At 35.1% G+C, this 20,126-nt stretch carries 20 protein-coding genes; 14 read left to right on the top strand and 6 right to left on the bottom strand.

Annotated elements, in window-relative coordinates:
- Positions 1 to 99: 99 nt before the first annotated feature.
- Positions 100 to 1,644 carry a response regulator gene (locus ACR1PN_RS11705; protein ID WP_378179969.1) on the bottom strand — a complete coding sequence of 515 codons (1,545 nt, stop codon included), beginning with the start codon at positions 1,642 to 1,644 and terminating at the stop codon, positions 100 to 102.
- A gap of 258 nt (positions 1,645 to 1,902) precedes the next feature.
- Between ACR1PN_RS11705 and ACR1PN_RS11700 the strand changes: the two genes are divergently transcribed.
- From ACR1PN_RS11700 to ACR1PN_RS11660, 9 genes are all read left to right on the top strand, one after another.
- Entirely contained in the window at positions 1,903 to 3,111 is a 1,209-nt protein-coding gene (locus tag ACR1PN_RS11700) for an HD domain-containing protein (protein ID WP_433980178.1), read from the top strand.
- An 85-nt stretch (positions 3,112 to 3,196) separates the two neighbouring features.
- On the top strand, positions 3,197 to 4,228 hold the full coding sequence (gene lpxD / locus ACR1PN_RS11695) for a UDP-3-O-(3-hydroxymyristoyl)glucosamine N-acyltransferase (protein WP_378179975.1): 1,032 nt from the start codon (positions 3,197 to 3,199) through the stop codon (positions 4,226 to 4,228).
- Positions 4,221 to 5,618 carry a bifunctional UDP-3-O-[3-hydroxymyristoyl] N-acetylglucosamine deacetylase/3-hydroxyacyl-ACP dehydratase gene (locus ACR1PN_RS11690; protein WP_378179978.1) on the top strand — a complete coding sequence of 466 codons (1,398 nt, stop codon included), beginning with the start codon at positions 4,221 to 4,223 and terminating at the stop codon, positions 5,616 to 5,618. The genes lpxD and ACR1PN_RS11690 overlap by 8 nt, the downstream gene beginning before the upstream one ends.
- Positions 5,619 to 6,407: an acyl-ACP--UDP-N-acetylglucosamine O-acyltransferase gene (gene lpxA / locus ACR1PN_RS11685; protein ID WP_378179981.1), complete on the top strand. Its 789-nt coding sequence runs from the start codon at positions 5,619 to 5,621 to the stop codon at positions 6,405 to 6,407.
- A 71-nt stretch (positions 6,408 to 6,478) separates the two neighbouring features.
- Positions 6,479 to 7,042, top strand: a complete 564-nt coding sequence (gene efp / locus ACR1PN_RS11680; protein WP_034674561.1) for an elongation factor P — start codon at positions 6,479 to 6,481, stop codon at positions 7,040 to 7,042.
- 269 nt (positions 7,043 to 7,311) lie between these two features.
- On the top strand, positions 7,312 to 8,214 hold the full coding sequence (locus tag ACR1PN_RS11675; protein WP_433980177.1) for a UDP-3-O-(3-hydroxymyristoyl)glucosamine N-acyltransferase: 903 nt from the start codon (positions 7,312 to 7,314) through the stop codon (positions 8,212 to 8,214).
- A gap of 69 nt (positions 8,215 to 8,283) precedes the next feature.
- Positions 8,284 to 8,883, top strand: a complete 600-nt coding sequence (locus ACR1PN_RS11670; protein ID WP_433980176.1) for a hypothetical protein — start codon at positions 8,284 to 8,286, stop codon at positions 8,881 to 8,883.
- Positions 8,884 to 8,906: 23 nt separating this feature from the next.
- Positions 8,907 to 9,779 (top strand): succinate--CoA ligase subunit alpha, encoded by an 873-nt coding sequence (sucD, locus tag ACR1PN_RS11665; RefSeq protein ID WP_123910440.1) that lies wholly within the window; start codon positions 8,907 to 8,909, stop codon positions 9,777 to 9,779.
- A gap of 16 nt (positions 9,780 to 9,795) precedes the next feature.
- A complete protein-coding gene (locus tag ACR1PN_RS11660; RefSeq protein WP_433980175.1) occupies positions 9,796 to 10,473 on the top strand; it encodes a porin family protein in 678 nt (225 codons plus the stop codon).
- A gap of 80 nt (positions 10,474 to 10,553) precedes the next feature.
- Here the strand turns inward: ACR1PN_RS11660 and ACR1PN_RS11655 are convergent, their stop codons facing one another.
- The 3 genes from ACR1PN_RS11655 to ACR1PN_RS11645 form a co-directional block, all read right to left on the bottom strand.
- Positions 10,554 to 11,864: an ABC transporter permease gene (locus tag ACR1PN_RS11655; RefSeq protein WP_433980174.1), complete on the bottom strand. Its 1,311-nt coding sequence runs from the start codon at positions 11,862 to 11,864 to the stop codon at positions 10,554 to 10,556.
- A 4-nt stretch (positions 11,865 to 11,868) separates the two neighbouring features.
- Complete coding sequence (locus ACR1PN_RS11650) at positions 11,869 to 12,780, bottom strand: ABC transporter ATP-binding protein (protein WP_433980173.1); 912 nt, start codon at positions 12,778 to 12,780, stop codon at positions 11,869 to 11,871.
- 100 nt (positions 12,781 to 12,880) lie between these two features.
- Positions 12,881 to 13,231, bottom strand: a complete 351-nt coding sequence (locus ACR1PN_RS11645) for a T9SS type A sorting domain-containing protein (protein ID WP_378180003.1) — start codon at positions 13,229 to 13,231, stop codon at positions 12,881 to 12,883.
- Between the two features lie 119 nt (positions 13,232 to 13,350).
- Here ACR1PN_RS11645 and hemB point away from each other — a divergent pair, with 119 nt between their 5' ends.
- Positions 13,351 to 14,340, top strand: a complete 990-nt coding sequence (gene hemB / locus ACR1PN_RS11640) for a porphobilinogen synthase (RefSeq protein ID WP_433980172.1) — start codon at positions 13,351 to 13,353, stop codon at positions 14,338 to 14,340.
- A 187-nt stretch (positions 14,341 to 14,527) separates the two neighbouring features.
- Here the strand turns inward: hemB and ACR1PN_RS11635 are convergent, their stop codons facing one another.
- Positions 14,528 to 15,256, bottom strand: coding sequence for a hypothetical protein (locus tag ACR1PN_RS11635; RefSeq protein ID WP_433980171.1), 729 nt, complete (start codon positions 15,254 to 15,256; stop codon positions 14,528 to 14,530).
- Between the two features lie 184 nt (positions 15,257 to 15,440).
- On the opposite strand from ACR1PN_RS11635, the gene ACR1PN_RS11630 reads away from it, so the two are divergent.
- The 3 genes from ACR1PN_RS11630 (at position 15,441) to ACR1PN_RS11620 (ending at position 18,173) form a co-directional block, all read left to right on the top strand.
- Positions 15,441 to 16,010, top strand: coding sequence for a cob(I)yrinic acid a,c-diamide adenosyltransferase (locus ACR1PN_RS11630; RefSeq protein ID WP_433980170.1), 570 nt, complete (start codon positions 15,441 to 15,443; stop codon positions 16,008 to 16,010).
- A complete protein-coding gene (locus ACR1PN_RS11625) occupies positions 15,973 to 16,629 on the top strand; it encodes a thiamine diphosphokinase (RefSeq protein ID WP_433980169.1) in 657 nt (218 codons plus the stop codon). The genes ACR1PN_RS11630 and ACR1PN_RS11625 overlap by 38 nt, the downstream gene beginning before the upstream one ends.
- A gap of 149 nt (positions 16,630 to 16,778) precedes the next feature.
- Complete coding sequence (locus tag ACR1PN_RS11620; protein WP_433980168.1) at positions 16,779 to 18,173, top strand: arginine decarboxylase; 1,395 nt, start codon at positions 16,779 to 16,781, stop codon at positions 18,171 to 18,173.
- A gap of 103 nt (positions 18,174 to 18,276) precedes the next feature.
- On the opposite strand, the gene ACR1PN_RS11615 is transcribed toward ACR1PN_RS11620, so the two are convergent.
- A complete protein-coding gene (locus ACR1PN_RS11615; protein ID WP_433980167.1) occupies positions 18,277 to 18,939 on the bottom strand; it encodes an HAD family hydrolase in 663 nt (220 codons plus the stop codon).
- Between the two features lie 246 nt (positions 18,940 to 19,185).
- Here ACR1PN_RS11615 and speB point away from each other — a divergent pair, with 246 nt between their 5' ends.
- Entirely contained in the window at positions 19,186 to 20,037 is an 852-nt protein-coding gene (speB, locus tag ACR1PN_RS11610) for an agmatinase (RefSeq protein WP_433980166.1), read from the top strand.
- The last annotated feature ends 89 nt before the right edge of the window (positions 20,038 to 20,126 follow it).

Below are 20,126 nucleotides of genomic sequence, written 5' to 3'. Positions count from 1 at the left end.
TACAAAATATACAAAAATTGGGCTGGAAAAAATCTTAGATTTTTTCCAGCCCAATTTAAGTTTTTGCAGCGTAAAAGCCAATTGCTAAAAAGCCTGCTGTTATTTTGGCTCCAGAATACTAATCGGAATAATACATTCCTCCAAAGAAATTCCGCCGTGTTGGTATGTTTCTTTATAATAATTGACGAAGTGATTGTAATTTTTAGGATAGGCTAAAAATGTATTATTTTTTGCGAAAATATATTTTGAACTTAAATTTCCTTTCGGTAAAAATAATTTTTCAGGATTTGTCACGGCCCAAACATCGCCGTCGTCATACGTCAGACTTTTCCCTGTTTTATAACGAATGTTCGTTGAGGTTTCTCTGTCTCCTACAACGCGGCTTGGTTTTTTTACATAAACCGTTCCGTGATCGGTTGTAATCACTAATTTAAATCCGTTTTCTGCTGCCAGTTTAATAATCTTCATCAATGAAGAATTTTCAAACCAGTTCATTGTAAGAGATCTGAACGTTTTGTCATCTCTGATGAGCTGATCGACAATATGATTATCGGTTTTAGCATGAGAAAGAATATCGATAAAGTTGTAAACAATCACCAAAAGATCATTGTTTTTGTGCTGATTGAAATCATCATAAATTTTTCTTTCAAAATCGGCATTCAGAACCTTAAGATATTTCATGGATTTTGAGCTCAGACCGATTCTTTTCATCTGATCTTCTAAGAAATCGCGCTCAAATTCATTTTTGTTTCCTTCTTCATTATCATTGAACCATTTGTCTGGGAAACGTTTTTCAATTTCCGAAGGCAAAAGTCCCGCAAAGAAAGAGTTTCTTGCATATTGTGTCGCCGTTGGAAGTATGCTGTAATAATAATCTTCAGATACTTTATTATAATGCTTTGTAAAAAGAGGTTCAATTACTTTCCATTGATCGTATCTAAGGTTGTCAATCATTAAAAGCAGAACTTTTTCTTTTTCGACTTCCGGTTTTACTTTGTCTTTAAATAAGGTATGGCTCATCATCGGTTTTTCTGAGCCGTTTAACCAGTCCTCATAATTATTTTCGATAAATTTCGCAAACTGAATATTCGCTTCTTCTTTTTGAGATTGTAAAAGATCTGCAAATTCGTTATCGGTGACTTTGTCAAATTTAAGCTCCCAATTCACGATTTTTTTATAATATTCAGCCCATTCCTGGTATGTTCTCAAGTAAGAAAGTTCCATCGAAAGATTTCTGAATTCCTGTTGATATTGTAAAATGGTTTTTTGTTCAACCAAATTATCTTCCTGAAGATTTTTCTTTAAAGAAAGCAAAATCTGATTTGGGTTTACTGGCTTTAAGATATAATCCGCAATCTGAGAACCTATCGCTTCTTCCATGATATGTTCTTCTTCACTTTTGGTAACCATCACGATTTTTAAAGAGCTGTCTTTTTCTTTAATCATAGGAATGGCTTCCAGGCCGGAAATTCCCGGCATATTTTCGTCGATTAATGTTAAATCAAATTTTTCCGAATCCATTAGCTCCAGAGCCTCATTCACATTGTTTACCGGAGTTACCTGGTAACCTTTCTTTTCGAGAAAAACAATATGAGGTTTTAGTAAATCTATTTCATCATCAATCCATAATATTTTGTCTGACATACAAGTTTATTTTTTATGCGGATTATACTATCAAAACCTTGACCAAAACTTTCTAAAATCTCCCAATTTAATAGGCTTAAAAGTTAAATCTTAGTTAAAGATTTTGTGTAAATATTCAATCCTGAATTATTCTATGAAGATAAGATAAATCCTGCGATTTGTAAACAAATTTTAATCTTTATATTTTAAATAATAATTGGCAGTTTTCTTTGAATTGACTTTAAAAACCTAATTTTGCAATAGTCTCAGAATATTTCCATGCAGAATAAGCTTAAAATTATCAACGACCCGGTTCACGGTTTCATAAAAATTCTTCACGAAATCTTATTTGATGTCATCGAGCATCCTTATTTTCAAAGGTTAAGAAGAATTTCACAGACCGGGCTTTTAAACTTAATTTTTCCGGGTGCAACACATACAAGATTTCATCATGCCATTGGTGCGATGCATTTGATGTTTACCGCTTTGGAAACTTTAAAGCAAAAAGGAGTTGCAGTTTCAGTTGATGAAGAAAAAGGTGCCATGTTAGCAATTTTAATGCATGATATCGGTCACGGTCCGTTTTCTCACGCTTTAGAAAGTATGTTGATGGATGATTGGCATCATGAAAATCTTTCTTTATTATTAATGAACAGGTTGAATGATGAATTTAACGGACAGTTGTCAGTTGCAATTGAAATGTTTCAGGGGAAATATCACAGGAAGTTTTTTAATCAGTTAATCAGTTCGCAACTGGATGTTGACCGATTGGATTATTTAAACAGAGACAGTTTTTTTACGGGAGTTTCGGAAGGAAACATCAATACACAGCGAATCATTTCAATGATGAACGTTTGTAAAGAAGAATTGGTTATCGATGCAAAAGGTGTTTATTCCATCGAAAACTTTTTAACGGCAAGAATGTTTATGTATTGGCAGGTTTATTACCATAAAACTTCGGCTTTGGCAGAATTTATTCTGGTTAAGATTTTGGAAAGAGCAAAGTCATTAGTCTCACAGGGAATTGATTTGCCGGCTACAGAAAATCTGAAATATTTTTTAAGCAGAGGCAAAAGCGCTGCAACTGATGAAGATGTTGAACGTTTTACGCAACTGGATGATAATGATGTGATTCAGGCGATGAAACTTTGGCAAAAATCTGATGATTTTGTTTTGTCGTATTGGTGTAAGTGTGTGATTCAGCGAAACCTTCCGAAAACAATTATTTCATCACATCCGTTTGATGGAAGGCTTATTGAAGAAAAAATAAAAAACACAAACGAATTTTTCGGAATCGATAACGGAAAAGAATTGGTTCACGAAATTACCAGAAGTCTGCTTCCTTATAATACAGAAAAACAGCCGATCTATCTGTTGCAGAAAAATGGGGAAATTCTGAAACTTGATGAATCGGAAGATCAGCTTTTATCAGGTTTAATCGTTCATAAAACGAAAAGATATATTTTGACTTTCCCAAGATTGATGTAAGATTTTTTCTTAAATAATATTAAAATCGATATTCCATAAACCAAAAAATGTTTGCGAATAAGAGAATTTCTTATCTTTGCAGAATATGGAATTTACAGCTTCGCAAATTGCAAGTTTTATCAACGGAAAAATTATAGGTGACGAAAATGCGCTTATTACCGGAGTTTCACCGATTGAAAGCGGGGAATCCGGTCATCTTTCCTTTATTGCGCAGGATCGTTTTGCGCATCACTTAGATACTTCAAAATGTTCGGTACTTATCGTTACTGAAGCACTTCTTAATAAAGACCAATATAATCCTACCATTATCGCAGTAAAAGATGCCTATCTTTCTTTTCAGATTTTAATGAATCTGTATCAGGAAATGCAGGGTAAAAAAGAAGGTGTCGAAGATGGTTCTTCCATTCATGATACGGCTGTAATTGGGGAAAGGGTTTATATCGGTGCGTTTACGTATGTGTCAGAAAAAGCAAAAATCGGGGAGGGCTCTCAGATCTATCCGCAGGTTTACATTGGTAAAGGAGTAAAAATCGGTAAAAATTGTAAGATCGATAGTGGTGCAAGAATTTATGATTACTGTATTATAGGAGATAATTGCGTGATCCATTCCAATACGGTTATCGGTGGAGACGGATTTGGTTTTCAGCCGACTCCTGAAGGTTTCCAGAAAATTCCGCAATTAGGAAATGTTATTATTGAAGATAACGTTGAGATCGGTTCAAACTGCAGTATAGACAGGGCGACCATCGGTTCTACGATGATAGGTAAAGGCACTAAAATAGACAACCTGATTCAGATTGCGCATAATGTGAAAATTGGTGCAAACAACGTCATTGCTGCTCAGGCGGGAATTGCTGGCTCTACCACTATTGGTGACTGGAATCAAATTGGAGGTCAGGTCGGAATTGTCGGTCATATAAAAATAGGCAGTCAGGTAAAAATTCAGGCACAAAGCGGAGTGAATTCAAGTGTTAGTGATAAAGAAACCGTTTACGGTTCACCTGCAATTAGCTATAACGACTATCTTAGAAGCTATGTACATTTCAGGAATCTTCCTGAATTGGCAAAAAGAATAAATAATCTTGAGAATAACTCAAAAGATAAAACTAATGAGTGATATGCAAAAAACCCTTCAGGAAGAAGTAACGCTTTCTGGAATTGGTCTTCATACTGGTAAAGAAGTAAAACTAACCATTAAACCTGCAAAAGAAAATACAGGTTTTGTTTTCGTAAGAACAGATTTGGAGGGGCATCCTCAGGTCGAAGCTGATGTTAATTATGTTGTGGCAACTGAAAGAGGAACAACATTAGAGAAACTAGGTGTTAAAATCAATACTTGTGAACATCTTTTAGCTGCTTTAGTAGGCTGTGATGTTGATAATGCCATTTTAGAAATGAACGCTTCAGAACCACCTATTTTAGATGGTTCATCAAAGTTTTTTGTTGAAGCAATAGAAAGTGTTGGTGTCGTAGAACAGAATGTGGCAAGAGAGTATCTTGTTGTAAAAGAAGTTCTCACATACAGCGATCCGGCAACAGGTTCAGAAATTACAATCATTCCTTCAGATACCTACGAAGTGACAACAATGGTAGATTTTGGAACTAAAGTTTTAGGAACTCAGAATGCTACTCTTAAAAATATTTCAGAATTTAAAGAAGAAATTTCTTCTGCAAGAACATTCAGCTTTTTGCACGAATTGGAAATGCTTCTTGACCACGGTTTGATTAAAGGAGGGGATATTTCCAACGCAATTGTTTATGTTGATAAAGATTTAACTCCAGAAACAACTGAAAAGCTTAAAAAAGCTTTCGGTAAAGACAATGTTTCAATCAGACCCAACGGTATTTTAGATAATTTAAACTTAAACTATCCTAATGAGGCAGCAAGACACAAATTGCTTGATGTCATTGGTGATTTGGCCTTAGCCGGAGTTAAGATCAAAGGAAAAATAATTGCTAATAAACCTGGGCATTATGTAAATACTCAGTTTGCTAAAAAGCTGAACCGTCAGTGGAAATTACAGAAAAAGAAAAACGTTCCTGATTTTGATTTAAATAAAGAACCGGTTTTCGATATCAATGGTATTATGAGACTAATGCCGCATCGTTATCCGTTCTTGTTAATTGATAAAGTTCTTGAGCTTTCAGATACTCATGTTGTAGGTTTAAAAAATGTTACATTCAATGAGCCGTTTTTCGTCGGACATTTTCCTAAAGAACCAGTTATGCCCGGAGTTTTACAGGTTGAAGCTTTAGCTCAGACAGGCGGGATTTTGGTTTTGGCAAGCGTTCCGGATCCGGAAAACTATTCGACATATTTTATCAAGATTGATAAAGTAAAATTCAAAAGAAAAGTAATTCCTGGAGATACTCTGGTATTTAAAATTGAATTGATTACGCCTATTAGAAGAGGTATTGTTCACATGCAGGGTTACGGATATGTAGGAGATACGGTAGCAGTAGAAGCGGAACTAATGGCTCAAGTTGCAAAAAATAAAATTGATTAAATGATTCATCAGTTAGCTGCCGTAGATAAACGTGCAAAAATTGGCAAGAATGTAGTGGTAGAACCTTTCACAACAATTGCTGCAGATGTAGAAATTGGTGAAGGTACATGGGTAGGGTCTAACGTAACCATTATGGATGGGGCAAGAATCGGAAAAAACTGCAAAATTTTCCCGGGAACCGTAATTTCTGCGATTCCACAGGATTTGAAGTTTGATGGGGAAGATACACAGACCATCATTGGTGATAATACAACGTTGAGAGAATGTGTCACTGTAAATAAAGGAACGAAAGCTTTAGGATATACCAAAGTAGGAGAAAACTGCCTGATTATGGCAACTTCCCACGTAGCGCACGACTGCATTATCGGGAATAATGTGATTATTGCAAACGGCTGTGGTATTGCAGGCCATGTTGAAATAGGAGACTTCACTGTAATGGGAGGTCTTTCTGCTGTTCAGCAGTTTGGTAAAATCGGAAAACATGCGATGGTTTCGGGAGGTTCTTTGGTTAGAAAAGATATTCCGCCTTATATTAAAGTGGGTAGAGAGCCGATTTCTTATGCCGGAATCAATTCTGTTGGTTTAAGAAGAAGAGGCTTTACCAATGATAAAATTTTCGAAATTCAGAAAATTTACAGATATATTTTTCAGATGAAGATGAACGTGACACAGGCCTTAATTCATATCGAAAAAGAAATGCTTCCAACGGCTGAAAGAGATGAGATTTTAGAATTTATCAAAAACTCTCCTGGAGGTATCGTAAAAGGGTACGGAACAGGAAAAGAATAATTAGAATAAAAAACAACTATATTATCGGGGTTAAACTTTAAATACTAACCCCGAAACATTAAACCAAAAGTATGGCAACAAGTAACGATATCAGAAAAGGTCTTTGCATCGAATACAGCAACGATATTTTTAAAGTAATCGAATTTCTTCACGTAAAGCCAGGGAAAGGTCCTGCTTTCGTAAGAACAAAACTAAAATCGGTAACCAACGGTAAAGTAATAGACAACACTTTCTCTGCAGGTCACAAAATTGATGAAGTAAAGGTAATCACAAGAAAATTCCAGTATCTTTATGATGATGAGAATGGTTTTCACTTTATGAATAACGAAGATTTTTCTCAGTTATATTTAAACAAAGACATGATTGAAAACTCAAACCTGATGAAAGCAGGTGAAGAAGTTACGATCATTTTGAAAGAAGTTGATGAAACTCCACTTTCTGCGGAATTACCACAGTCAGTATATTTAGAAGTTGTTGAAGCTGATCCGGGAGTAAAAGGAAATACAGCTACCAACGCTCTGAAAAACGCTATCGTTGAGACAGGAGCAAGAGTAATGGTTCCTTTGTTCATCGAGCCGGGAGACAAAATCAAAGTGAGCACAGAAGACGGTTCTTACCTGGAAAGAGTAAAGTAAGAATCTTACAATATCATGAAGCTGGAAGATAATAACTTTCAGCTTTCATTTTTTTATGGCAGCTTTTTCCGCCCTCCGTTCCCGCTTTTTTGCCTCCGCTTCGCTCCGGCAAAAAGAGCTCCACTCAGGTCGGGCTGCAATGTAGACAAAAAACAAACCTTGTCAGAATTTCAGATTTTGGCAAAGTAATTTAAGTAAAGCATCAAGAAACCTTGTCAAGGTTTTAAACCTTGACAAGGTTGATTTAAAACAAAACATCATTTAAAAATATGACGTTTCATCAGCCACAAAAACTTAAAACAATTGCAGACCTCATCGGAGCGAAATTTATCGGCTCTGAAGATTTCGAAATATTGGGTACCAACGAAATTCATCGGGTAAAAGCAGGCGAAATTGTTTTCGTAAACCATCCCAAATATTACGAGAAGGCTCTAAATTCAGCTGCAACAATCATCTTAATCGACAAAGAAGTAGAATGTCCGGAAGGAAAAGCACTTTTGGTTTCAGACGACCCTTTCAGAGATTTTAATAAAATCAATACGCATTTCACAAGGATTTACAACTTTACCGAAACGCTTCACGATGTAGAAATTGGAGAAGGTACAAAAATTCATCCTTCCGCTGTCATCGGAAATAATGTAACGATCGGAAAAAACACTTTAATTTTTCCAAACGTTGTAATTGGAGACAGAACAATTATTGGAGATAATGTAATCATTCAGTCCAATACGGTTTTAGGAGGAGATGCTTTTTATTACAGAAAACTCAACGGAAATTTTGACCGCTTAATCTCTGTAGGAAATGTCATTATTGAAAACAACGTAGAAATCGGAAACGGCTGTACCATCGATAGAGGAGTGACAGATTCCACCATCATCGGTGAAGGTTCTGTTCTGGATAATCAGATTCAGATTGGCCATGATACGATAATAGGTAAAAAATGTCTTATTGCATCTCAGGTTGGTGTTGCAGGATGCTGTATTATCGGTGATGAGGTAACTTTATGGGGACAGGTTGGTATTGCTTCAGGAAATAATATTGAAAGCGGATCTGTACTTTTAGGTAAAACAGGAGTAAACCGTGACCTCAAAAAAGGCACGTATATCGGCATGTTTGCAGAAGATTTCAAAACTTACCTGAAAAAAGAGGTGAAATTGAAAAATCTTGAATAAACAAATTGCCCGGATTTATTTAAAATCAAAGAAAAATAAGTAAATTTGTGAGCGTTATCAGGTAAAATTATGAAGAAATTCTTTTCACTGTTTTTAGTCTTTGCAATATCTATTGTTTTTGGTCAGAAAACTCTTGACGCAAAGATTTTAACTACTGATAATGATAGTCTTACAGTGAAAATAAGAGTGAGAACAAATGCGTTTGATCCGAACCTGCTTTACGTTACCAGTTTCAATACGAAAGTAACGACGGTAGACGAAAATGGAAAAAAATCGAAAATAGAAATTCCTAAGATCAAAGAGCTCTCATTGGTGGACTTTAATGGGAAGAAACGTTTTTTCATCAATAAATCTGATGATCATAAAGTTCTTTTGGAGAGAATGTATGATAATGATAATGTAGAATGGTTTCGTAATTATTCTTCAACGATGGGAGGTGAAAATGCCAACGATTTTTTATTTAACAAGAAAACAAATAAGGGGGTTGGCTTTATATATTTTACGGGATTGCCGAAAAAAAGGCTGAAAGAATTTTTTGCCGATGAGCCTGAAATGTTGAAGATAGTAGATGAAATTCGTAAAGATGGAGGTTTTTCCAACACTTCTGATTATGATGATGCAATGATCGGTATTCTCGAAAGTTTTGATAAGATTAAGAATAATAAATAAAAATAAATTTAAAAAACAATAAAATGTCAATTTTAGTAAACAAAGATTCTAAAGTAATTGTACAAGGATTTACAGGTAACGAAGGTACTTTCCACGCAGGTCAGATGATTGAGTACGGAACCAATGTAGTAGGTGGTGTTACTCCCGGAAAAGGAGGAAGCGAGCACTTAGGAAAGCCGGTATTCAACACAGTAGCTGATGCTGTTGAAAAAGCGGGAGCAAACGTAAGTATTATTTTCGTACCACCTGCATTTGCTGCAGATGCCATCATGGAAGCTGCTGAAGCAGGTATCAAAGTGATCGTTTGTATTACTGAAGGTATTCCTGTTGCAGATATGGTAAAAGTAAAATCGTATATCGCAGACAGAGACTGCAGATTGATCGGACCAAACTGCCCTGGAATCATCACTTCTGAAGAAGCTAAAATTGGTATCATGCCAGGTTTCGTTTTCAAAAAAGGGAAAGTAGGAATCGTTTCAAAATCAGGGACTCTTACTTACGAAGCTGCTGATCAGGTTGTAAGAGCGGGTTACGGTATTTCTACGGCTATCGGAATCGGTGGTGACCCAATCATCGGAACTACAACTAAAGAAGCTTTAGAATTATTCATCAACGATCCTGAAACTGAAGCGGTTGTGATGATCGGAGAAATCGGTGGTGGTCTTGAAGCTGAAGCTGCGAGATGGTACAAAGCTAGTGGTTCTACTAAACCTGTTGTAGGTTTCATCGCAGGACAAACTGCTCCTAAAGGAAGAACAATGGGACACGCTGGTGCAATCGTTGGTGGTGCAGAAGATACAGCTCAGGCAAAAATGGAAATTATGAGAGAAAACGGTATCAACGTAGTAGATTCCCCTGCTGACATCGGTGCTACCGTAGCAAAAATCTTAGGATAATTAAAACAAGCATAATATGAAAAAAATTTTATTAACATCTGCGTTAGCTTTTTCTGTGTTATCATTCGCCCAGATTGATTTAAGAAACACTAGATTTGGTCTTACAGCGGGTGGAAACTATTCCAGAGTAAAGAATGCGCATAATCCTTCGGGACCAAGATTTACTTTTCAGGCAGGTGTTTTGGCATTAATTCCGATGGGGGGGGCAGATCAGTTTTATTTGCAGCCGGAGGTTACCTATTACGGAGCCGGAGAATCGGGAAAAGATAAAAATGCTAAAGGAGCGGATGGCTATGATGCAGTATATGCGAATAATTATTTAAGTGTCCCGATTTATTTCAAAGGATATTTTTCTGAAGCAGAATCAGAATTCTTTGGATTAGTTGGTCCTAGATTTAATTTTTTATTGAGTCAGACTACAAAAAATGCTCCGATTGGAAGACCTTATTACGATCCTGATATAACTGATCCTGATTACCCACAGATAAGTGGTAAAGCGAACAGCTTTAACTTTGCAGTAGGTCTTGGAATAGGATATAGCTATAAAAGACAGCTTGAAGTAGCTTTGAAATATGATTTTGGTATTTCCAATACATATCCGAAGCTTGTCGAAAGTTTTACTCAAGATCCTAATACGGTTAAGAAAAAATCTGAACAGGTTCTTAGTTTAACGTTAAGCTATATTTTCGAATAAAATTTTTTCGTTAAAATATTAATCCCGGAATTTTTTAATTCCGGGATTTTATTTTATACTTTTTGATGAATTATCTTATCCTAACTTCTTATCCATTTCCAGATTTCTTTCATTGTTGCTTTATTGCCGTACATCAAAATGCCTACTCTGTAAATTTTTCCTGCTAAAAAAATCATAAAGAAAGTCGTTCCAGCCAGCAAAGCAATAGACAAAACAATTTGCCACGCCGGAACACCAAACGGAATTCTTGCCACCATCGCAACAGGCGAAGTAAACGGGATAATCGACATCCAGAACCCAACAGGTCCGTCGGGATTATTAATGACAGAAATACTTCCATACATCCCTAAAGTAAGCGGAAGAATCGCAAATAAAGTAAATTGCTGCGTTTCTGTTTCATTATCAACTGCAGAGCCGATTGCAGCATAAACTGAGCTGTAAAACATATATCCTAAAAGGAAAAATATGATAAAAACAAAAATAATTAAAGGAAAATTCATTTCTAACAAACTATGTGAAACCTGTGTTGCCATTTGTCCAATGTCAAGTTTGTTCATCAGTTCTTCATTTCCTCCAGGAATATTCTTCTGAAGCGATGAAAATCCCGTATTTAAAATTAAAGCTCCGGCTACAGACATGGTAATCCAAACGATAAACTGAGTCAAAGCAACCAAAGTTACACCCAAAATTTTTCCCATCATCAATTCGAAAGGTTTTACAGAAGAAATAATAATCTCAACCACTCGGTTGTTTTTCTCTTCCAAAACACTTCGCATTACCCGAACTCCATAAATAATGATAAACATAAAGGTTACATACATCAAAATCATGCTTAATGCACTTTTAATTCCGAATGCTAAATCAGAATCTTCTTTATTATCTTCAGAAACATTGATGGTTTTTAAAGTAAAGCTCTTATCTAAATTTTTAAGCTGCGCTTCCTGAATTCCTAGCTGCTTGATTTTTTCTTTCTTAATAACATTCGTAATGTCTGAGATGATTTGTTGCTTCGTATCAAAACCGATTTTAGTATTGATAACTAATCTCGAATCTTTTTCAACATCATCCAGATTATTTCCTGATAAAGCAGGAAGTACCAAAATGCCATCAAGATTCTCATTGCCTTTCAGGTTTTGAAGTTTAGATTGTTCTTCTGCAACAGGAATAAATACGTATTTGATTTTTTCATCAGATTTGAGTTGTCCTTTAAACAATCCACTGTTATCAACAACTTCAATAACGTTGTGCGACTCATTAGCCTTAAACATAAATCCGATTACTGCTCCAAAAGCAATAATCATCAACGGAGCCAGCAAAGTGAGTATAATGAAAGATTTTTTCTTAACCTGCGTAAGAAATTCTCTTTTTGTAATTAAAAAAATATTGTTCATAAAATTAAGAGTGATTGCTTACCGCATTAATAAATACTTCATTCATGCTTGGAATTTTTTCGTCAAAAGACCTTACTTTTCCCACATTAACCAGATCTAAAAGAATGTTGTTCTGATCTGTTTCATTTTTCAGGTCAAAAGAAACCAGATTATTTTCGTTGGTAATGTTAAAAATCCCATATTTTTCTTTAAACTGATCAAACTGATAATCATTAACTTCAGATAAAGTAACACCAAAAATGTTCTTCTTGAATTTTTCACGAACATCAAAAACTCTTCCGTCAATAATTTTTTTAGAATTATTAATTAAAGCAACATAATCACACATTTCTTCTACACTTTCCATTCTGTGCGTTGAAAGAATAATGGTTGTTCCGTTATTTTTAAGTTCGATGATCTGATCTTTTATTAAATTGGCATTTACCGGATCAAAACCTGAAAAGGGTTCATCAAGAATTAAAAGATGTGGTCTGTGAAGCACCGTTACCACAAACTGTATTTTCTGAGCCATTCCTTTTGAAAGCTCAGACAGTTTTTTCTTCCACCATTGGTCAATATGCAGTTTGTCGAACCATTTTTTTGCTTCATTCAGAGCGTCATTTTTTTTCATTCCTTTCAGCTCTCCAAAATAGAGAATCTGATCTCCGACGCTCATATTTTTATAAAGACCACGTTCTTCCGGCATATAACCGATGTCTTTAATGTGATTGGGATTAAGTTTTTCTCCGTTAATTAAAACTTCACCCGAATCAGCCTGTGTAATCTGATTGATAATTCTGATGAAAGAGGTTTTACCCGCTCCGTTTGGCCCGAGAAGACCGTAAATACTTCCTTTCGGAACGTGGATGCTAAAATCATCCAATGCTGTTTTTTTTCCTGCATTGTAGGTTTTAGTAATATGTTCAGCTTTTAGCATTAAAAATTGTTTTTACAATTAGTATAAAAATATCTGGAAAGTTACGGAATTGAGAATTGAGCTAAAAGAAAAAATCCTGATGTTGATCAGGATTTCTATATTATTGTTTTACTATTTGAGTAACTTTTTGCGTATTGTCGCTTAGAATATATCTGATAAGATATTTTCCGGGTTTCAGTTTCTGAATATTGATCTCTGCACTATTGCTGTTTACTGCATAATTGGCAACCTGAGTTCCTAAGATGGAGTAGAACGAAACATTTTTTATTTTCAATGAAGAATCTTTAGCTTTCACCATCAAAAAGTCTTTCGCTGGGTTCGGGTATGCAGTAAGCACACCATCATCCGACTTTTGAGAGGTCGAAGTTGGCTCTTTTATCTGCGCTTTTAAATTATCGGAAAACCCGACAGAAGCTGCAATAAAGATAAATAAAAGTAAAAGTTTTCTCATCAAAGTATAGTTTGCTTAAATATCACTAACAAAAATAATAAATTCTATAATTATCTGCAATAGTTTTTTGTAGAACTTATATTAAATTTGCAATAAATTATTCAAAAAGTATTCCAAAGATGATATATTCTAGAAACAGAAGATTAAGAGTGAATGAATCGATGAGAGGTTTGGTGAGAGAATGCAGTCTTTCAGTCAGTGATTTTGTAATGCCGATTTTCGTAATGGAAGGCGAAAACAAGCAGGAAGCCATAGCTTCGATGCCCGGAATTTTCAGGCGAAGCATCGATCTTACGGTAAAAGAATGTAAAGAATTATTTTCTTTAGGTGTAAAAGCTGTTAATCTTTACATGAAAGTTTCGGATCATTTGAAAGATAATACCGGAAAAGAAGCGTGGAATAAAGATGGATTAATGCAGAATACCATTAAAGCAATCAAAGATGCAGTTCCTGAAATGGTAATTATGCCCGATGTAGCTTTAGATCCATATTCAATTTACGGTCACGACGGGATCATAGAAAACGGAAAAATTATGAATGACGCCACCAATGAAGCTTTGGCAAAAATGGCAGTGTCACACGCAGAAGCCGGAGCTGACATTGTGGCACCGAGTGATATGATGGATGGCAGGGTTTTAGCCATTCGTGAAGCTTTGGAAGAAAGCGGCTTTCATGATGTGGGAATTCTAAGTTATGCTGCAAAATACGCAAGTTCATTTTACGGGCCTTTCAGAAGTGCTTTAGACAGTGCTCCAAAAGACAATATGGAAATTCCTAAAGATAAGAAGACCTATCAGATGGATTTTCACAATTCCCGTGAAGCTTTGAATGAAGTTTTTAAAGACGTGGAAGAAGGCGCAGATATTATCATGATTAAACCGGGACTTCCTTATCTGGATATTGTTGCAAAGGTTCGTGAAGCGATCGATCTTCCCATTGCAGTTTACAATGTGAGTGGCGAATATGCCATGTTGAAAGCTGCGGCTCAAAACGGCTGGCTTGATAATGATAAAGCTATTATTGAAAGTTTAACGTGCTTCAAAAGAGCAGGCGCAGATATGATTTTCACATATGCTGCGAAAGAAGCTGCAATCATTTTACAACAATAAATCTAATTCAAAAGATTAATTCATCAATAGAAACGGGCTAAAGCCCGTTTTATCTTTATATTAATTCATTGTGGCTTTAGCCAAAACCTATTTGCTATTATCATAATATAATTTTTGGCTAAAGCCATTTGAATGAAGCCATTTTATTAACGGGCTAAAGCCCGCTTCTATTGAATAAATTCCAATATTAATCCACATCAAAATCTTTTCCTTTTACAAACTTCGCTGCAAAAGGAGCCTGGTTTCCTGAATATTTTAATACAAAATGTTTTTTGGTGTCGGTGTCAACTTTTGCTTCTACATTAACATTAGTGGTCTGAAAGCTTACATTTAATCCCACTCCCGATTCTTTTTCAAGAAAAATCTCTACACTTTCAGCATAAAATAAAGAGGCGCTCAAGTAATTAAACTTTACATTTTTCCGATACGTTTTAGACTTCGATTGGGTAAATGCTGAATAATTTTGAAGAATTTCAATTCCGGGAGAATCAATATTGGTAATTCTTGATTTTGTAACGCCGTTTACTCTAACTGAGAAATTTTTAGCCTGATTGATATTACCGTTTACCCCGATATTAAATAAAGAAGGTAAAGCCAATCCATATTCAATCATGCTGTCTTTTGTAAATTCAAAATCGGGAATCAATGCAGAGTGTTTCGTAACATTCATCAGTTGATTTTTGATGTCGGTAAGCTGTTGTCCTGAAAATAAATAACCGATCAGATTATTATTGGTTGTTCGCCAGTTTCTGCCGTTCCATTCGTAGATTTCGCACAATAACGTATCTGTAGAAGAATGAGGAAGAAGATCAATATCCTGCCATTTGAAAACTTCCTTTGCATAAGGTCTTCTGTTAATCAGATTTATTCCTAAATCAAGCGCCATTAATTCGCTGAGTTGTTGATTGGTTGCCATATTTAATATTTAATGATTGGTGTTTTAAAATTATGAAATTATTCAGATTTCTGAGTAAAAAAGTTTAGCAACAATAAAATCAACGAGATATTCATCTTTTAGTTAAATTATTAAAGAGCCTTCTTTTGAATTTTAACTCACATAAACATTTGTCAGCATAATTTTAAAAAAGTAATTTAGGCCTATGAAAATTTACACCAAAACAGGAGACAAAGGTCAGACCGCTTTGTATGGCGGAACGAGAGTTTCGAAAGCCAGCGCAAGAGTTGAAAGCTACGGAAATATTGATGAACTGAATTCTTTTATAGGAATTTCCAAAAGTCATATTGAGGATGAAGAAGTTTTAAAACAACTGAAAAAAATTCAGTTCGATTTGTTTACGGTAGGTTCTGAAGCCGCAACTCCGGTTGATAAACTGATGTTGGCCAACGGAAAATCTCGTCTTCCGTTAATTATTTCTGATACGGAAATTGAAGAATTGGAAAACTGGATGGATGCTTTTGATGAGAAATTAGATCCGCTTCAATACTTTATTCTTCCGGGCGGCGGTAAATCGGCTACTTTTTTACACGCAGCCCGTACAATTTGCCGAAGAGCAGAGCGTTCTTTGGTTTTTTTGAATGAATCTGAAGAAGTACGTCCTGAGCTGATTAAATATTTGAACCGACTTTCAGATTATCTTTTTGTTTTAGCAAGATATATTTCAAAAATCAACAATGAGCCTGAAGAATATTGGAATCCGAATGAAAGATAAAGTGTTGCTTTTCATCAACGGTGATCCACCAAGATCCTTTCCAAACTTAGAAAATTATAACCTGATTGCCTGTACAGACGGTGCTTTTCATTATTTGAAAGATTTTCATTTTCCTTTGGAAAAACTCGATTTTATTTCGGGTGATTTTGATTCTCATTCCGGTTCGGATGAAAATATTTATCACGAAAAATTTATTCATACTCCGGATCAGGAGCGAACAGATTTTCATAAAGCTTTAGAAATTATTCTTGAAAAAGGTTTTGATAATGCTGATGTTTTCGGTGGAAGTGGTGGAGAGCAGGATCATTTTTTGGGAAATCTTACAGTAGCTTTTGGTTTCAAAGAGCAGATGAATATTCAGTTTTATGATGAATTTTCTGAATATTATTTCATTCCGAAATCGTTTTTGGCAAAGAAAATGAAAGGTAGAATTGTATCCTTATATCCTTTTCCTTTTGCAGAAAATATTATCACAAAAGGTTTGCAATGGCCTCTTGATAATGTGAATGCAGATATGACAAAAGATATGATGATCAGAAATTTTGCGGTGGAAGATGATGTTTTTATAGAATATCAGAAAGGAGACCTGCTTTTTTTTGCAGGGAAGAAAATGATGTAAATTCAACATACAGAATGCGTTAAGAAAATCTGTTTTTCACAAATAAATACCATTTTTATTTTAGGTTTAAGTATAAACTTTAAGAAAAATTTAAACTAAAAAATCAAACTTTTTTAGCAATTTTGCATTCTTAATTCACTTGTTAGAAAATGAAAATAAAATACTCGGAACTTATTGATCAGACATTGTATTTTCCAACGGAAGAATTCAATGTTTCTGAGAACAATTTGTTGTTTCACGATATTCCTTTGATGGAAGTTGTTGAAAAGTTTGGAACTCCTTTAAAGGTAAGTTACCTCCCGAAGATTTCTCAGAATATTCAGAAAGCAAAAGGCTGGTTCAAAGAAGCTTTTGAGAAGATAGATTACAAAAAAAGTTACAGGTATTGCTACTGTACAAAATCCAGTCATTTTAAATTCGTCATTGAAGAAGCGTTGAAAAACGATATTTCTATCGAAACGTCTTCTGCGTATGATATGGATATTGTAAAATCACTTTTTGATGAAGGAAAAGTTGATAAAAATATTGAAGTAATCTGTAACGGTTTTAAAACCGATGATTATCTGGCGAAAATTTCAGATATGATCAATAGTGGTTTTGAAAATATTACACCGATTCTGGATAATTACCGTGAATTGGATAAGCTTACCGAAAGCATCGACACCACATTCGATATCGGAATCAGAATTGCTTCTGAGGAAGAACCGAAATTCGAATTTTATACCTCAAGATTAGGAATCGGATATAAAGACATTATTCCTTATTACAGTCAGAAAATCGCAGAACATCCGAATGCAAGACTGAAAATGCTTCACTTTTTCATTAATACCGGAATCAAAGACACGGCTTACTATTGGAATGAATTATATAAATGTCTTCGTGTTTATGCACGTTTGAAGAAAATTGCTCCGGAAGTAAATTCATTAAATATTGGTGGTGGTTTCCCAATCAAAACTTCTTTGAATTTCGATTACGATTACCAGTATATGGTGGAGGAAATTGTTTCTCAAATTAAAAAATTCTGTGAAGAAGAAGGAGTAGAAGAGCCAAATATTTATACTGAATTTGGAAGTTTTACAGTAGGAGAAAGTGGTGCAAATCTTTATAAAATTATTTCTCAAAAACGTCAGAATGACAGAGAAAAATGGAATATGATCGACTCATCTTTCATGACAACGCTTCCCGATACCTGGGCAATTTCAAGACACTTTATTATGCTACCGTTAAACCGTTGGGAAGATTCTTACGAAAGAGTTTTCTTAGGAGGTTTGACCTGTGATTCTGATGATTATTACAATTCTGAACAACACACCAACGCTATCTATCTGCCTGTTTTCAGTGATACAAAACCTTTGTACATAGGTTTTTTCCACACCGGAGCGTATCAGGAAACAATTGGTGGTTATGGTGGAGTTCATCACTGTTTAATGCCTCAACCGAGACACATTTTGATTCAGAAAGATGAAAACGGTGAATTTCAATATGAAATTTTCAGAGAAAGACAGGAACCGGATGATATATTGAAACTTCTTGGTTATAAATAATCTTATCAATAGGAATGGGCTTTAGCCCGTTTTATGTAAAATAAATTCAATTGGCTTTAGCCAAAGTTTAAAAAAAATAGCTCTCATAATTTGAGAGCTATTTTTAGTTGAAATGATGTGAAATTTTATCTTTCTCTATCTCAGAATAATCGGTAATGACCATGTTTGCCAAACTGTAATCCTGATTATGTGAATGAAAACTTTTGTAAGCAGTGCAGAAAATATTGGCTCTGTGTGCGGCTAAAATTCCGTTGGTAGAATCTTCGATAACCATACAATTTTCAATCGGTTCATTTGCCAATTTTGCGGCCAATTGGAAAATTTCAGGATGAGGCTTTGACTCTTTGAGATCAGCACCACTGATTTTTCCACTGAAATATTTTTCCAGACCAAATTTTTCGAAAACCATGTTAATGGTCGTCATCGTTGCAGAAGATGCTAAAATTAATTTGATATTGTTTTGATGATAATGCTCAATGAGTTCTCGTACACCGGAAATTAAATCAAATTCTTCATCATTATAAAAGTAGTCTTTGAAGTGAGCTCTTTTAATGGTAGCAATATCTTCGTGCGATTGAGAAAGTCCGAAAGTCTGAATTAAAGTTTCGCAAACTTTTTTTGTAGAAGCACCGGTAAATGAAGTGTAAAGTTCTTCAGAAACATCAGCATTCAATTCTTGAAATGTTTTGAAATAAGCTTTTCTGTGCAGCGGTTCTGTGTCAACAATTACCCCATCCATATCGAAAAGCACCGCTTTTAAGGACATATTTTTTAAATTTTTGCAAAGTTAAGTTTTTTGGATGGATGTTGGAAGCGGGATGTTGGAAGCTTAACAGTCTATAATTTTCAGAATTTGTTATAAAACAGATAAGAGGTATTGCTCAATCTGCGTAATCTCCAAAATCTGCGGGAGACTAAAATAATTATTTTCAGGCATAAAAACTTCCAACTTCCATCATCCATCTTTCATCTTTCATTATCTTTGCAAAAATCATTTAATTCTAAATAAAACATGAAAACATACGCAGGAATTCCTGAAGAAAATGCTTCATTAGAAAATTCGAAAGTAGTTTTGGTAACAGTTCCTTACGACGGAACTTCAACTTGGGGAAAAGGTGCAGACAAAGGTCCTGAATTGTTTTTAGACGCTTCTGAAAACATGGAACTGTACGACATCGAAACAGGAACAGAGCCTTATCTTGAAGGGGTTTACTTAGCTGGAGAAGTTTCTGAAAGTTCAACGCCTGAAGCCATGACGGAAGCGGTTTATCAGAAAACAAAAGAACTTTTGGCAACAGATAAATTATTCACGCTTTTTGGTGGAGAACATTCGGTTTCTATCGGTTCGATTCGTGCGGTTGGAGAAAAATTTGAGAATCTGACAGTTCTTCAGTTAGACGCTCATACAGATCTTCGTCCGGAATTCCATGGTTCTACTTCCAATCATGCTTGTGCGGTTTTTGAAGCTAATCAGAAACATAATTTGGTTCAGGTGGGAATCCGTTCTATGGATGTGGAAGAAACAGAATATTTACCAGAAGGCAGAGTGTTTTTTGCTCACGAAATTGCCAATAATGACAATTGGGTAAATGATGTTTTGGAAAAAGTTTCAGGAAATGTGTATATCACCATCGATCTGGATGCTTTTGACCCATCAATTGCACCATCTACAGGAACTCCTGAGCCGGGTGGTTTACAATGGTATCCGACATTGGAATTGTTGAGAAAAGTTTTCGAAAAATGTAATGTTGTCGCTTTTGATATTGTTGAGTTGATGGATTCCGCTTATGCAAAACCAACAGCATTTTTAGCTGCAAAACTATATTACAAAATGTTGGCGTATTATCATATTAACAGAGATTAAAATTTTTTGCAAACTGATTTCAAAATAAAAAAATTTAAACACATAAGTCGCAAGAGTTTTAATCTGATATACATATTTGGAACACATAA

Origin of the sequence: Chryseobacterium sp. RLHN22, from assembly GCF_051011795.1 — a bacterium.
In the GTDB taxonomy this organism is placed as follows: Bacteria; Bacteroidota; Bacteroidia; order Flavobacteriales; family Weeksellaceae; genus Chryseobacterium; species Chryseobacterium zhengzhouense.
The sequence above is the reverse complement of the archived record's forward strand: the minus strand, read 5'-3'. Positions and strand labels throughout refer to the sequence as shown.